Annotated in this window: 12 protein-coding genes and 1 tRNA gene; 1 reads left to right on the plus strand and 12 read right to left on the minus strand. The window is 58.6% G+C overall.

All coding sequences use genetic code 11. The features are described 5' to 3' along the window. Nucleotides 1-2: 2 nt before the first annotated feature. Both AC07S4_RS29555 and AC07S4_RS29560 read right to left on the minus strand, forming a co-directional pair. Nucleotides 3-323: an Mpo1-like protein gene (locus AC07S4_RS29555; RefSeq protein ID WP_494989993.1), complete on the minus strand. Its 321-nt coding sequence runs from the start codon at nt 321-323 to the stop codon at nt 3-5. Between the two features lies 1 nt (nt 324). Continuing rightward, nucleotides 325-987 (minus strand): ArsR family transcriptional regulator, encoded by a 663-nt coding sequence (locus AC07S4_RS29560; RefSeq protein ID WP_494989994.1) that lies wholly within the window; start codon nt 985-987, stop codon nt 325-327. Nucleotides 988-1,275: 288 nt separating this feature from the next. On the opposite strand from AC07S4_RS29560, the gene AC07S4_RS29565 reads away from it, so the two are divergent. Beyond that, complete coding sequence (locus AC07S4_RS29565; protein ID WP_494989995.1) at nt 1,276-2,211, plus strand: Rpn family recombination-promoting nuclease/putative transposase; 936 nt, start codon at nt 1,276-1,278, stop codon at nt 2,209-2,211. Between the two features lie 44 nt (nt 2,212-2,255). Here AC07S4_RS29565 and rpoC read toward each other — a convergent pair whose 3' ends face one another. The 10 genes from rpoC to AC07S4_RS29615 all read right to left on the minus strand — a co-directional run. Beyond that, nucleotides 2,256-6,479 carry a DNA-directed RNA polymerase subunit beta' gene (gene rpoC, locus AC07S4_RS29570; RefSeq protein ID WP_494989996.1) on the minus strand — a complete coding sequence of 1,408 codons (4,224 nt, stop codon included), beginning with the start codon at nt 6,477-6,479 and terminating at the stop codon, nt 2,256-2,258. Between the two features lie 72 nt (nt 6,480-6,551). After that, complete coding sequence (rpoB, locus tag AC07S4_RS29575; protein ID WP_494989997.1) at nt 6,552-10,661, minus strand: DNA-directed RNA polymerase subunit beta; 4,110 nt, start codon at nt 10,659-10,661, stop codon at nt 6,552-6,554. 254 nt (nt 10,662-10,915) lie between these two features. Further along, the gene (gene rplL / locus AC07S4_RS29580; protein WP_494989998.1) at nt 10,916-11,287 is read right to left on the minus strand and encodes a 50S ribosomal protein L7/L12; all 372 of its coding nucleotides are present in this window, start codon (nt 11,285-11,287) and stop codon (nt 10,916-10,918) included. Between the two features lie 82 nt (nt 11,288-11,369). Then, on the minus strand, nt 11,370-11,897 hold the full coding sequence (gene rplJ / locus AC07S4_RS29585; protein ID WP_494989999.1) for a 50S ribosomal protein L10: 528 nt from the start codon (nt 11,895-11,897) through the stop codon (nt 11,370-11,372). A gap of 245 nt (nt 11,898-12,142) precedes the next feature. Then, complete coding sequence (gene rplA / locus AC07S4_RS29590) at nt 12,143-12,838, minus strand: 50S ribosomal protein L1 (RefSeq protein ID WP_161071491.1); 696 nt, start codon at nt 12,836-12,838, stop codon at nt 12,143-12,145. A 2-nt stretch (nt 12,839-12,840) separates the two neighbouring features. Next, entirely contained in the window at nt 12,841-13,272 is a 432-nt protein-coding gene (rplK, locus tag AC07S4_RS29595) for a 50S ribosomal protein L11 (RefSeq protein WP_161071492.1), read from the minus strand. Nucleotides 13,273-13,388: 116 nt separating this feature from the next. Continuing rightward, a complete protein-coding gene (gene nusG / locus AC07S4_RS29600; protein ID WP_494990000.1) occupies nt 13,389-14,000 on the minus strand; it encodes a transcription termination/antitermination protein NusG in 612 nt (203 codons plus the stop codon). After that, on the minus strand, nt 14,000-14,383 hold the full coding sequence (secE, locus tag AC07S4_RS29605; RefSeq protein ID WP_056392625.1) for a preprotein translocase subunit SecE: 384 nt from the start codon (nt 14,381-14,383) through the stop codon (nt 14,000-14,002). The genes nusG and secE overlap by 1 nt, the downstream gene beginning before the upstream one ends. 36 nt (nt 14,384-14,419) lie before the next feature. Next, nucleotides 14,420-14,495, minus strand: a tRNA-Trp gene (locus AC07S4_RS29610). Nucleotides 14,496-14,569: 74 nt separating this feature from the next. After that, nucleotides 14,570-14,710: EF-Tu C-terminal domain-related protein (locus AC07S4_RS29615; RefSeq protein ID WP_494988896.1), on the minus strand; the 141-nt coding region annotated here is incomplete at its 5' end.

Here is a 14,710-nt window from a genome sequence, read left to right on the forward strand (position 1 = left end):
CATTAAAAACGGACGCGGCCGGCCAGCATGTCGCGGTACATTACCCAATCGCCCAGCAAGCTATACAGGGGATATTTGAATGTGGCGGGACGGTTATGCTCGAAAAAGAAATGGCCTATCCAGGCGAAGCCATAGCCTGCCAATGGAACAAACCACAGCAAACCATAATTGCCGCGCACAGCGGCGATGATAATAATTAACAGGACCAGGGTGGAGCCGATGAAATGCAGGCGGCGGCAGATTGAATTGGAGTGCTCTTGCAAATAGAACGGATAGAATTCCTTAAAACTCTGAAAGCGTGCTGCTGCATTCGCCTTATCCATTTCAATTCTCCTCGACGCGGCTGGCGTAATTCAAATCCGTTTCATCGCCCCACACAAATACCTTGGGCTCCTGCAATACATGCACCAGGAATTGCTGGCGCTCGCGCAGGCGGCGCCGGAAATCGGGCAGCGTGTAAAGGTTGGGGCTGATCTTGCGGCGCAAAATACGTTCGGCCACCGGCAACCGCGACAGCAATTCGCCGTAGCTGGTGTTATCGCCGATCAGCAGCAATTCGATTTTATCTTCGCTGGCTTCCTGTTCCTTGGCGGTGGCGCCATAGACGAACGCCACGTTCAATACATCGCCCAGCGGCGACAGCGCGGAATTGAGCACGCTGACCAGGCCGAAAGTCTTGCGCACCAGGCTGGATAATTCGCCGTACACCAGGCTGTCTTTATTGGGGCGGAAGCGGCGCACATTGCCGATGCGTTCGGACACGATCAAACCGGAGTCATGCAGGCGGCGTAATTCGCGCTGCGCGGAGGCGCTGCCCAATCCCGTCAGGCGCATGATCTCGTTGAGGTGGAAACCATCATTAACGCGCACGAACATCAGGCCCAGCAGTTTTTGCTGGGCGGGAGTGAAGAGGGCTTGGGCGATCATGGACCAAATCTTAGCACGGATAAGCCAGCATCTGGCACAGCAATCCATGCCTGTGTGCATGGAAACCGCATTCCGCCGTGGCGCCTGTTGCAGCCGCCGAACGCAGCGGCGGCCGCCGCGTCGGCTGGACGGCAAATCCTGCTTTACATTTGGCGGATATGTGCGATCCTGTAGTTGTGAGGTGTTGCTGTTCCGGACCGACTCAAGTTACCGGGCGGACACATCACAGAAGTAAGGGGGCCGCTTTCGTAGTGGCCCCTTCTATTTTCACCTCGCGTTATGCGGCACATCAAAATGCGGCCCGCGCCGCATGCCAACATAAGCTCTTCAGCCCAGCGGAGAGCCGCCATGCCGGACAATTACGACGCGCCATGGAAAATCGCAATTACCCGCCATTTCCAGGAATTCATTGCGTTCTATTTTCCGGCCGCGCACAAGCAAATCGACTGGCAGCAACCTATTGAATTTCTGGATACCGAGCTTGCGCAAATAGCCCCCGAGGCTATAACCGGCTCGCGCCGGGCCGATGCATTGGTCCGCGTCTCCAGACTCGAAGGACAACCGAAACTGGTTCTGGTCCATATTGAAGTGCAAAGCCGCTATATCAACAACTTTGCCGAAAGAATATTCGTTTACAACTACCGAATATTCAATCAGCACCGGCTGCCGACAGCCTCCTTGGCCATATTGGCCGACACAAAATACGGCCACATTCGAAGCCACTACGGCTACAAGGTATTCGGCTGCGAAATCCGTTTCAAATTTCCTGCGATTACTCTGCGGGACTACGACCTGGATAAGCTGCTAAAAGATCAAAATCCATTCGCCTTGCTGACTGCCGCACATATACAGACTCAGCGCACCCGTCATAAGCATGCAGAACGGCATGCGGCAAAACTGTACCTGATAGCTCTGCTATATAAGCGCGGTTGGCCGCAAGAGCGTACTATGGATTTTGTAAGCGTCATTGGATGGATGATGCGCCTGCCCGCCGAAATGGAGGCTTCATTTTGGCAAGAGATTCAACAGACACATAAGGAGTTCGCCATGGAATACATGCTGCCCTTCGCACGCGAGGCGCGCGAAAAAGGAAGGGCCGAAGGCCGGCAACTCGGGCAAGCCCAGTTGATAGGGCTCCAGTTAACACGGCGATTCGGAGAACTGCCCGGTCCCATACACCAGCTCTTGCAGGAGGCAGATACAGAACAGCTGGCGATCTGGGCTGGCGCGCTGCTCGACGCCACATCGCTGGACGACGTCTTCGCCCCCGCGCAGCGGGCATAAAAAAACGGCACCCGCAGGTGCCGTTTTGCTTTGCGGACTGAAGCTTACGCTTCGTCGCTGTGGTGTGGAGCTTCTTCCGGCAGCTCGGCCACGATGGCCGCGCGTTCCGCGTCCAGCAGGGCTTTGCGCTCTTCCGCTTCCCAGACTTCCTTCTCGCGGCGGGCGCGGTGGAAGGCCAGACCGGTACCGCCAGGGATCAGGCGGCCAACGATGACGTTCTCTTTCAGGCCGCGCAGACCGTCGCGCTTGCCCATGATCGCCGCTTCCGTCAGCACGCGGGTGGTTTCCTGGAACGATGCGGCCGAGATGAACGAATCGGTCGACAGCGATGCCTTGGTAATACCCAGCAGCACGTTTTCGTAGGTTGCAGGAATCTTCTGAGCCGCGTTCATGCGGTCATTCTCATCCAGCAGCTCGGAACGCTCAACCTGCTCGCCGACGATGTAGTCGGTGTCGCCGGCGTTGACGATCTGTACACGGCGCAGCATCTGGCGCACGATCACTTCGATGTGCTTGTCGTTAATCTTCACGCCCTGCAGACGGTACACGTCCTGCACTTCGTCAACGATGTAACGCGCCAGCGCTTCGATACCCAGCAGACGCAGGATGTCTTGCGGATCGGCCGGGCCGTCCACGATCATCTCACCCTTGTTCACCACCTGGCCGTCGTGCACCAGCACTTGCTTGTCCTTGGTAATCAGGAACTCGTGCTTGTTGCCGTCCATGTCGGTGATTTCCAGACGCTGCTTGCCCTTGGTTTCTTTACCAAACGCAACGGTACCGGTCACTTCCGCCAGCATGCCCGCGTCTTTCGGCGAACGTGCTTCGAACAGCTCGGCTACGCGCGGCAGACCACCGGTAATGTCGCGGGTCTTCTGCGATTCGGTCGGGATACGTGCCAGCACTTCGCCCACCGATACCGCCTGGCCGTCTTTCACCATGATCAGCGCGCCGACCTGGAAGCCGATCGCCACGGCGTGTTCGGTGCCGGCGATCTTCACTTCGTTGCCGTCTTCGTTCAGCAGTTTCACCTGCGGACGCAGCGTCTTGGTCAGCGAACCGCGGCGTTTCGCATCGATTACCACCAGGGTCGCCAGACCGGTTACTTCGTCCACCTGGCGGGCCACGGTCACGCCTTCTTCGACGTTCTCGAAACGCACCGTACCGGCGTACTCGGTAATGATAGGACGGGTCAGCGGATCCCAGGTCGCCAGGGCCGTACCGGCCTTGATGACCATGCCGTCCTTGACGATCAGGGTCGCGCCGTATGGCACTTTGTGGCGCTCGCGCTCACGGCCATGGTCGTCGGTGATCAGCACTTCGCCCGAACGGGAAATGACGATTTGCGCGCCTTTGCCGTTGGTGACGTAACGCATGGTCGAGGTGAAGCGGATGATACCGTTCGACTTCGCTTCCACCGACGATGCCACTGCCGCACGCGACGCCGCACCACCGATGTGGAAGGTACGCATGGTCAGCTGGGTACCCGGCTCACCGATCGACTGTGCCGCCACAACGCCGACTGCTTCGCCGGAGTTGACCAGCATGCCACGGCCCAGATCGCGGCCATAGCACTTGGCGCACAGGCCGAAGCGCGTGTCGCAAGTCAGCGGGGTACGGACTTTGACTTCGTCGATACCCATGCGTTCGACTTCTTCCACCATGTCTTCGTCCAGCAGCGTGCCGGCTTCGAACACGGTTTCCTGGGTCTCGGGATTGACGATGTCGGTGCCTGCCACGCGGCCGAGGATACGGTCGCGCAGGGCTTCGATCACTTCACCGCCTTCGACCATCGCCTTCATCAGCGTGCCGTTGGAAGTGCCGCAATCGTCCTCGATCACCACCAGATCCTGGGTCACGTCGACCAGACGGCGGGTCAGGTAACCCGAGTTCGCGGTCTTCAGTGCCGTATCCGCCAGACCTTTACGAGCGCCGTGGGTCGAAATGAAGTACTGCAGAACGTTCAGGCCTTCGCGGAAGTTCGCGGTAATCGGCGTTTCGATAATCGAACCGTCCGGTTTCGCCATCAGGCCTCGCATACCAGCCAGCTGGCGAATCTGCGCTGCGGAACCGCGGGCGCCCGAGTCGGCCATCATGTAAATCGCGTTGAACGATTCCTGGGTGGTCACGGTGCCGTCGCGCTTGGTGACGTCTTCCACTTTCAGCTGGTCCATCATGGCCTTGCCGACTTCATCCGAGGTCTTGCCCCAGATGTCGACTACCTTGTTGTAACGCTCGCCGGCGGTCACCAGACCCGAAGCGTACTGCTGCTCGATCTGTTTGACTTCGGACTCTGCAGCCGAAATCAGGGTGACTTTTTGTGGCGGTACCAGCATGTCGTCCACGCAGATCGAAATACCGGCGCGGGTTGCCAGGCGGAAGCCCGACTGCATCAGCTGGTCGGCGAACACCACGGTGGCGCGCAGGCCGCACTTGCGGAAGGACGTGTTGATCAGCTTCGAGATTTCCTTCTTCTTCAGCGCGCGGTTCAGCACGGAGAATGGCAGGCCCTTCGGCAGGATCTCGGACAGGATGGCGCGGCCGACCGTCGTTTCGTAACGGGTCAGGGTGCGCACGAACTCGCCGGTCTCGGCGTCCTTAGGATTCTCGACGATACGCACAGTGATGCGCGTGGTCAGTTCGACTTCCTTGTTGTCGTAGGCGCGGATCACTTCCGACACGTCCGGGAACAGCATGCCCTCGCCCTTGGCGTTGATCGCTTCGCGGGTCGCGTAGTACAGACCCAGCACGATATCCTGCGAAGGAACGATGGACGGCTCGCCGTTCGACGGGAACAGGATGTTGTTCGACGCCAGCATCAGCGTGCGCGCTTCCATCTGCGCTTCGATCGACAGCGGAACGTGGACTGCCATCTGGTCACCGTCGAAGTCGGCGTTGAATGCCGCGCAGACGAGTGGGTGCAGCTGGATAGCCTTGCCTTCAATCAGGACCGGCTCGAAAGCCTGGATGCCCAGACGGTGCAGCGTAGGCGCACGGTTCAGCATGATCGGGTGTTCGCGGATGACTTCTTCCAGGATGTCCCAGACCACTGGTTCTTGAATCTCAACCAGTTTCTTCGCCGCCTTGATGGTGGTAGCCAGACCCATCAGTTCGAGCTTGTTGAAGATGAAAGGCTTGAACAGTTCCAGGGCCATCAGCTTGGGCAGACCGCACTGGTGCAGTTTCAGCTGCGGACCCACCACGATCACCGAACGGCCGGAGTAGTCGACGCGCTTACCCAGCAAGTTCTGGCGGAAGCGGCCGCCCTTACCTTTGATCATCTCGGCCAGCGACTTCAGCGGACGCTTGTTGGCGCCGGTCATCGCTTTGCCGCGACGGCCGTTGTCCAGCAGCGAATCGACTGCTTCTTGCAGCATGCGCTTTTCGTTGCGCGTGATGATCTCTGGAGCGCGCAGCTCCATCAGGCGTTTCAGACGGTTGTTACGGTTGATGACGCGGCGATACAGGTCGTTCAGGTCGGAGGTCGCAAAGCGGCCGCCGTCCAGCGGTACCAGCGGACGCAGTTCCGGCGGCAGCACTGGCAGCACTTCCATGATCATCCAGTCCGGCTTGATGCCGGAACGCTGGAACGCTTCCAGCACTTTCAGACGCTTGGCGTACTTCTTGATCTTCGCTTCGGACTTCGACTCCTTCAGTTCCACGCGCAGGGTCTCGGCATCGCGGTGGATGTCGATCGAGCGCAGCAGTTCACGGATACCTTCGGCGCCCATGAAGGCGGTGAAGTCGTCGCCGTACTCTTCGTACTTGGCGGCGTAGTCGTCTTCCGACATGATCTGGCACTTCTTCAGCGGGGTCATGCCGGGATCGGTCACGACGTATGCTTCGAAGTACAGCACGCGTTCGATATCGCGCAGCGTCATGTCCAGGACCATGCCCAGGCGCGACGGCAGCGATTTCAGGAACCAGATGTGGGCGGTCGGCGAAGCCAGTTCGATGTGGCCCATGCGCTCACGGCGCACTTTGGCCAGCGTGACTTCCACGCCGCATTTTTCGCAGATCACGCCGCGGTGCTTCAGGCGCTTGTACTTGCCGCACAGGCACTCGTAGTCCTTGATCGGGCCAAAGATCTTGGCGCAGAACAGGCCGTCGCGCTCAGGCTTGAAGGTGCGGTAGTTGATGGTTTCCGGCTTTTTGACTTCGCCGTAGGACCAGGAACGGATTTTTTCAGGAGAGGCCAGACCGATCTTGATCGCGTCGAACGTCTCGTTTTGCTGAACTTGCTTGAATAGATCGAGCAGAGCTTTCATGTATCACTCCAGGTGATTGAATTCTTAAAGCTGCCGGGCGGAGGGTTTCCCCCGCCCGGCGGCGCCAGTGTCTTAGTTGCGTTCCAGGTCGATATCGATACCCAGGGAACGGATCTCTTTCACCAGCACGTTGAACGATTCCGGCATGCCCGCGTCGATCACGTGGTCGCCTTTGACCAGGTTTTCGTACACTTTGGTACGGCCGTTCACGTCATCCGACTTCACAGTCAGCATCTCTTGCAGCACGTAGGACGCGCCGTATGCTTCCAGTGCCCACACCTCCATCTCACCGAAGCGCTGGCCGCCGAACTGGGCTTTACCGCCCAGTGGCTGCTGCGTTACCAGCGAGTATGGACCGGTCGAACGCGCGTGCATCTTGTCGTCCACCAGGTGGTGCAGTTTCAGCATGTGCATCACGCCGACGGTGACCTTGCGCTCGAACGCTTCGCCGGTGCGGCCGTCGTACATGGTGACCTGGTTCTTCGATGGCGTCATGCCCAGCTTGGCGGCGATGTCGTCAGGGTAGGCCAGATCCAGCATGCGGCGGATTTCGGACTCGTGCGCGCCGTCGAACACCGGCGTTGCGAACGGCACACCTTTTTTCAGGTTGTGCGCCAGTTTCATGATCTCTTCGTCGTCGAATTGATCGATGTCTTCCGGACGGCCCGACTCGTTGTACACGGTGGTCAGATACTTGCGCATCTCTTCCACTTTGATCTGCTGCGCCAGCATTTCGCCGATGCGGATACCCAGGCCTTTTGCTGCCCAGCCCAAGTGGGTTTCCAGGATCTGACCCACGTTCATACGGGACGGAACACCCAGCGGGTTCAGCACCACGTCGGCCGGCGTGCCGTCGGCCATGTATGGCATGTCTTCCACTGGAACAATACGGGAAACCACACCCTTGTTACCGTGGCGGCCTGCCATCTTGTCGCCCGACTGCAGGCGGCGTTTCACGGCCAGGTAAACCTTGACCATCTTCTGCACGCCAGGCTGCAGCTCGTCGCCTTGCGTCAGCTTTTTGCGCTTCTCTTCGAAGGCCAGGTCGAACTGGTGGCGCTTCTCGTTGATGGATTCCTTGATGGCTTCCAGCGCGGTGGCGGCACCGTCGTCCGCAGGGCGGATGTCGAACCAGTGGTATTTGTCCAGATCGTCCAGGTAATCCTTGGTGATCTTGGCGCCCTTGGCCAGCTTCTTCGGACCGCCGTTGACCACTTGGCCAATCAGCATCTTCTCCAGACGCTGGAAGGCGTCGCCTTCCACGATACGCATCTGGTCGTTCAGGTCCAGGCGGAAGCGCTTCAGTTCATCGTCGATGATCTGCTGGGCGCGCTTGTCGCGCACGATGCCTTCGCGGGTGAACACCTGGACGTCGATCACGGTGCCGACCATGCCCGAAGGCACGCGCAGCGAGGTGTCTTTCACGTCCGACGCTTTTTCGCCGAAGATGGCGCGCAGCAGCTTCTCTTCCGGAGTCAGCTGGGTTTCGCCTTTAGGCGTGACCTTGCCGACCAGGGTGTCGCCGGCGGTGACTTCCGCGCCGATGTAGACGATACCGGACTCATCCAGACGAGCCAGCTGGTTCTCAGCCAGGTTCGAGATGTCGCGGGTGATTTCTTCCGCGCCCAGCTTGGTATCGCGTGCGACAACCGACAGCTCTTCGATGTGGATCGAGGTGTAGCGGTCGTCCTTGACGACGTTTTCCGAGATCAGGATCGAATCTTCGAAGTTCAGACCATTCCATGGCATGAAGGCCACGGTCATGTTCTGGCCCAGCGCCAGCTCGCCCAGGTCGGTCGATGCGCCGTCGGCGATCACGTCGCCCTTGGCCACGCGGTCGCCCACTTGCACGATAGGACGCTGGTTGATGTTGGTGTTCTGGTTGGAACGGGTGTACTTGATCAGGTTGTAGATGTCCACACCGACTTCGCCAGCTTGCGCTTCTTCGTCGTTGACGCGGATCACCACGCGGCCTGCATCGATGTAGTCCACCAGGCCGCCGCGCAGTGCTTGCACGGTGGTGCCCGAGTCGACCGCCACGGTGCGTTCGATACCGGTACCGACCAGCGCCTTTTCAGGACGCAGGCAAGGCACAGCCTGGCGCTGCATGTTGGCGCCCATCAGCGCGCGGTTCGCATCATCGTGTTCCAGGAACGGAATCAGCGAGGCCGCCACGGACACGATCTGGCCTGGGGCCACGTCCATGTACTGGATGCGCTCAGGCGACACCAGGATGGTTTCGCCGGCTTCACGGGCCGACACCAGCTCGTCGCTCAGCTTGCCTTCGCCGTTGATGGTCGCATTCGCCTGGGCGATGATGTAGCGGCCTTCTTCGATGGCGGACAGGTAGTCGATCTTGTCGGTCACCATGGAGCCTTCGACCTTGCGGTACGGGGTTTCCAGGAAGCCGTATTCGTTCAGGCGGGCGTACAGTGCCAGCGAGTTGATCAGGCCGATGTTCGGGCCTTCAGGCGTTTCGATCGGGCAGACGCGGCCGTAGTGGGTCGGGTGCACGTCGCGCACCTCGAAGCCGGCGCGTTCGCGGGTCAGACCGCCAGGGCCCAGGGCGGAAACACGGCGCTTGTGGGTGATTTCCGACAGCGGGTTGGTCTGGTCCATGAACTGCGACAGCTGGGACGAACCGAAGAACTCGCGGATAGCGGCCGAGATCGGCTTGGAGTTGATCAGGTCGTGCGGCATCAGGTTGTCGGCTTCCGCCTGGCCCAGACGCTCTTTCACGGCGCGCTCGACGCGCACCAGGCCGGCGCGGAACTGGTTTTCGGCCAGTTCGCCCACGCAGCGCACGCGGCGGTTGCCCAGGTGATCGATATCGTCGACTTCGCCGCGGCCATTGCGCAGCTCGACCAGGATCTTGATCACGGCCAGCACGTCTTCGTTCGACAAGGTCATCATGCCGGTCAGTTCGTCGCGGCCGATGCGGCGGTTGAACTTCATGCGGCCGACGGCCGACAGGTCGTAGCGGTCAGGGCTGTAGAACAGGCCGTTGAACAGCGCTTCCACCGACTCTTCGGTCGGCGGTTCGCCTGGACGCATCATGCGGTAGATCGCGATGCGGGCGGCGGTCTGGTCCATCGTGTCGTCGATGCGCAGGGTCTGCGAGATGTAGCCGCCCTGGTCCAGATCGTTGGTGTACAGGGTCTGGATGTCGGCGATCGACGCGTCGCGCAGGCGTGCCAGCACGTCTTCGGTCAGTTCGTCGTTGGCGTTGGCCACCACTTCACCGGTTTCCGGATCGACGATGTTCTTGGCCAGTACGCGGCCCAGCAGGTAGTCTTCCGGCACGGAGATGTGCTTCAGGCCAGCGGCGTCGATGTCGCGCACGTGCTTGGCGTTGATGCGCTTGTCCTTGGCGACCAGCACTTTGCCGGTTTTCGGATCGACGATGTCGAAACGCGCCACTTCGCCGCGCAGGCGTTCGGCGACGAATTCCATCTCGGCGCCTTCGGAGCGCAGGTGGAAGTTGTCGAACACGAAGAAGTTCGCCAGGATCTGCTCCGGCGACATGCCGATGGCCTTCAGCAGGATGGTCACAGGCATCTTGCGGCGGCGGTCGACGCGGAAGAACAGGATGTCTTTTGGGTCGAACTCGAAGTCCAGCCACGAGCCGCGGTAAGGAATGATGCGGGCCGAGAACAGCAGTTTGCCGGACGAGTGGGTCTTGCCACGGTCGTGTTCGAAGAACACGCCTGGGGAGCGGTGCAGCTGAGAAACGATAACGCGCTCAGTACCGTTGATCACGAACGAACCGGTGCTGGTCATCAGGGGCAGTTCGCCCATGTAGACTTCCTGTTCCTTCATTTCCTTGACGACAGGCTTGGTTGGCGATTCCTTGTCCAGGATCACCAGGCGTACCTTGGCGCGCAGCGGCGACGCGAACGTCAGGCCGCGCAGCTGGCATTCCTTGACGTCGAAGGCGGGGTCGCCCAGGACGTACGACAGGAACTCGAGACGCGCGAAGCCATTGTGCGAAACGATAGGGAAAATGGAGGTGAAGGCCGACTGCAGGCCGTCATTCTTGCGCGTCGACGGTGCGATGTCTTCTTGCAGGAAGTTGTGGTAGGACTCGAGCTGGGTAGCCAGCAGGAACGGAACGTTGTGGACGTTGGCGCGCTTCGCGAATGATTTGCGAATGCGTTTCTTCTCAGTAAATGAGTAGTGCATGGACACTCCGTGAGTGACAGAAAGGATAGAAAATTCAGGTTTTGCAAGGTGCGCTGCGGAACGAACGTCACACAGACGAAACCTCAAGCCTCTATCATTTCAGGTCGATATGATCAAACTGCAGCGTAGTTTGCTACAAATGCGCGCTACAAATACGACAAAGACGACAAAGGAGCCAAAGCCGGCATTCCTTCCTTTCGGAAGGAATGCCCCACTTTGACTCGCGGCGCTAACTGCTCGCCAGTACAACTAGATTACTTCAGGTCGGCCTTGGCGCCAGCTTCTTCCAGCTTCTTCTTGCCGGCTTCAGCGTCAGCTTTCGACAGAGCTTCTTTAACGACTTTTGGTGCGCCGTCAACTACGTCTTTAGCTTCTTTCAGGCCCAGACCGGTGATTTCGCGAACAACTTTGATCACGCCAACTTTGTTTGCGCCAACTTCGGACAGAACCAGGTTGAATTCGGTCTGTTCTTCAGCTGCAGCAGCAACTGCGCCGCCAGCTGCTGGAGCAGCCATAGCTGCTGCCGACACGCCGAACTTCTCTTCGAAGGCCTTGACCAGTTCGTTCAGGTCCATTACGGACATTTCGCTAACTGCGTTCAGGATATCGTCTTTGGAAATTGCCATTTGAAACTCCTAATTTGTTTGTATGCTACAGAATTGATTACTTGAGAAAAAAAGCGCGCTACTACAGTAATCGCGTAAGCGATTACGCAGCTGCGGTTTCTTCCGCTGCAGGAGCAGCGGCGCCTTCGCCTTTTTTCGCTGCCAGAGCAGCCAGACCACGTGCAAAGCCCGACACCGGAGCCAGCATAACGCCCAACAGCTGCGAGATGAGGACTTCACGGCTAGGAATGCTCGCCAGCGCGGTAACAGCAGCTTTATCCAGCTGTTTACCTGCGTAGTTACCGGCGACGATGACCATTTTGTCGTTGGTTTTAGCGAAGTCGTTGATGACTTTCGCTGCTGCCACGGCGTCGTCCGAGATCGAGTAGATCAACGGACCGGTCATGCTGTCAGCCAGAGCGGCGAACTGCGTACCTTCAACAGAGCGGCGAGCCAGCGTGTTCTTCAGAACACGCAGGTATACGCCCTGGGCACGCGCCTTAGCACGAAGTTGCGTCAAGTGACCAACCTGGATGCCACGGTACTCGGCCACGACGATGGTTTGCGCAGTTGCTACTTTTGCGGAAACTTCGGCGACGACGGCCTTTTTGTCATTCAGATTGAGACCCACGGTCAACCTCCTTAAATGATGTTTGGCAAATGCCGCACATCGGTTCGAACAACGGCGTCCGAGGTTAGGAGTCCACTGGACTACAAAACTTGATCGGGTACACCATCTGCGTTGGGCGCCCTGCGGCAATTAACCGGAAACCTGCCTGCTGCCTCCGGCCCAACGGTCTTTGATTGCCTGCCCGCCGGAGCGGACAGCCCAAAGATGCGCCTCCGGCTTGCGCCGAAGGACTTAATTCTTATTGCTTACGCTGCCAGGGTAGCGTGGTCAACACGGACGCCAGCGCCCATGGTCGACGAGATCGCTACTTTACGCAGGTACACGCCTTTCGACGATGCCGGCTTGGCCTTGTTCAGCGCTTCGATCAGGGCAACCAGGTTGCGCTTCAGATCGGCGTCGTCGAAGGATTTGCGGCCGATGGTCGCGTGGATGATACCAGCCTTGTCGGTACGGTACTGAACTTGACCGGCTTTCGCGTTTTTCACGGCGGTAGCGACGTCAGGGGTTACAGTGCCGACTTTCGGGTTAGGCATCAGGCCGCGTGGGCCCAGGATCTGGCCCAGGGTACCAACGATACGCATGGTGTCTGGCGAAGCGATGACGATGTCGAAAGGCATGTCGCCGGCTTTGACGCGCTCGGCCAGGTCTTCCATACCAACAACGTCGGCGCCGGCTGCTTTAGCGGCTTCAGCCTTTTCGCCGGAAGCGAATACAGCCACGCGTACGGTCTTGCCGGTGCCAGCTGGCAGCACGACGGAACCACGCACAACCTGGTCGGATTTCTTAGGATCCACACCCAGTTGTACCGACACGTCGATCGATTCGTTGAACTTGGCGGTAGCCAGTTCTTTGATCAGGGTGACAGCGTTGTCGAAAGCGTACACTTTGGTACGGTCTACTTTAGCCTTGATGGCTTGAGCGCGTTTGGACAGTTTTGCCATGATTAGATGCCCTCTACCGTGATGCCCATCGAACGTGCGGAACCAGCGATGGTGCGCACTGCTGCGTCCATGTCGGCGGCGGTCAGGTCCGGGGTCTTCAGTTTTGCGATTTCTTCAGCTTGGGCGCGGGTCAGCTTACCGACTTTGTCGGTATGTGGCTTCGGCGAACCTTTGGTGATACCCGAGTGCTTCTTGATCAGGTAGGTCGCTGGAGGGGTCTTCATCACGAAGGTGAACGACTTGTCGGCGAATGCGGTGATCACGACTGGGATCGGCATGCCTGGTTCCATACCTTGGGTCTGCGCGTTGAACGCTTTGCAGAATTCCATGATGTTCAGACCGCGCTGACCCAGCGCTGGACCGATTGGAGGGGATGGGTTTGCTTTACCGGCTGGCACTTGCAGCTTGATAAAGCCAATGATTTTCTTTGCCATTTGGGCACTTCCTATCTTTGGGTTTGAGTAGTAGCGCCCCGCCGGTACTTACATGGCAGGGCTCCTCTTGTTCGGATGTGGCCGGAGCCGCGCTCCGAGGGCGCTTACTGCCTAACTTAAACTTTTTCGACCTGGCCGAACTCAAGCTCAACCGGGGTGGCACGGCCGAAGATGGTGACCGAGACGCGCACTTTGGACTTCTCGTAGTTCACTTCTTCCACGTTGCCGTTGAAGTCGGTGAACGGACCATCCTTGATGCGGACCTGCTCGCCCACTTCGTACAGCACTTTCGGACGCGGCTTCTCCACGCCTTCCTGCATTTGCTGCATGATCTTGTCGATCTCGCGCGCAGGAATCGGGGTCGGCTTGTTCGATTTGCCGCCGATGAAACCGGTGACCTTGCTGGTGTTTTTCACCAGGTGCCAGGTTTCGTCGGTCATTTCCATTTCCACCAGCACATAGCCAGGGAAGAAACGGCGTTCGGTGACCGACTTCTGGCCATTCTTGACTTCCACCACTTCTTCGGTGGGCACCAGGATCTGGCCGAATTGTTCTTGCATGCCGGCGCGCTCGACGCGCTCGGTCAGCGCACGCTGGACGCTCTTTTCCATGCCGGAATAAGCATGCACGACGTACCAGCGCTTGTTGCTCACCGGCACACTCACTGCTGCGCCAGCATCTTGTGCCGGAACTTCGCCCGGCACTTCGTCTTGCACATTTTCGCTCATTATTGTTTCCAACCCAGAATTACGTCGTACAACAGGAATTCCAGCAACTTATCCGTGCCCCACAGGAACACAGCCATTACCAATACGAAGGCAAACACGATCATCGTGATTTGCGTCGCTTCTTTGCGCGTAGGCCAAACGACTTTTTTGGTTTCGCGGACGGCTTCTTTAGCGAAATTCAGGAAATCGCGGCCGGAGGTCGAGGTGTACGCGATGCCAGCGGAAATAAGCAAACCACCCACTAGCGCAGCTGCCCGCACCAGGGATGGTTGACCTGCCAGGTAAAAGAACCCGACTACGCCTGCAATCGCGGCAACCACAGCCAGCACGACTTTGAACTTGTCGTTTGACGTGCTAACGGTTTGCACGGATTGATTAGACATTCTATTTTACTTTCGGTGCCCTGCACCTGAATTCGGTGGCAGGGGCGGAGGGCCTCGAACCCCCAACCTTCGGTTTTGGAGACCGACGCTCTGCCAATTGAGCTACGCCCCTACGTAAAACTTGATCAGTGAATCCGCAATTATAGCACCCGACTGCAGTCGGGCGCTAGTTCTTGGCGCAGATTCTTAGGCCAGGATTTTTGCTACCACGCCGGCGCCGACGGTACGGCCGCCTTCGCGGATTGCAAAACGCAGACCTTCTTCCATAGCGATCGGGTTGATCAGCTTAACAGTGATCGACACGTTGTCGCCTGGCATAACCATTTC

This window comes from Pseudoduganella sp. GW821-FHT05F09, from assembly GCF_059419605.1.

Coding starts and splice junctions, on each gene's coding strand:
- AC07S4_RS29555 (WP_494989993.1), bottom strand. CDS start 323: ATGGATAAGGCGAATGCAGCAGCACGCTTTCAGAGTTTTAAGGAATTC.
- AC07S4_RS29560 (WP_494989994.1), bottom strand. CDS start 987: ATGCACACAGGCATGGATTGCTGTGCCAGATGCTGGCTTATCCGTGCT.
- AC07S4_RS29565 (WP_494989995.1), top strand. CDS start 1,276: ATGCCGGACAATTACGACGCGCCATGGAAAATCGCAATTACCCGCCAT.
- rpoC (WP_494989996.1), bottom strand. CDS start 6,479: ATGAAAGCTCTGCTCGATCTATTCAAGCAAGTTCAGCAAAACGAGACG.
- rpoB (WP_494989997.1), bottom strand. CDS start 10,661: ATGCACTACTCATTTACTGAGAAGAAACGCATTCGCAAATCATTCGCG.
- rplL (WP_494989998.1), bottom strand. CDS start 11,287: ATGGCAATTTCCAAAGACGATATCCTGAACGCAGTTAGCGAAATGTCC.
- rplA (WP_161071491.1), bottom strand. CDS start 12,838: ATGGCAAAACTGTCCAAACGCGCTCAAGCCATCAAGGCTAAAGTAGAC.
- rplK (WP_161071492.1), bottom strand. CDS start 13,272: ATGGCAAAGAAAATCATTGGCTTTATCAAGCTGCAAGTGCCAGCCGGT.
- nusG (WP_494990000.1), bottom strand. CDS start 14,000: ATGAGCGAAAATGTGCAAGACGAAGTGCCGGGCGAAGTTCCGGCACAA.
- secE (WP_056392625.1), bottom strand. CDS start 14,383: ATGTCTAATCAATCCGTGCAAACCGTTAGCACGTCAAACGACAAGTTC.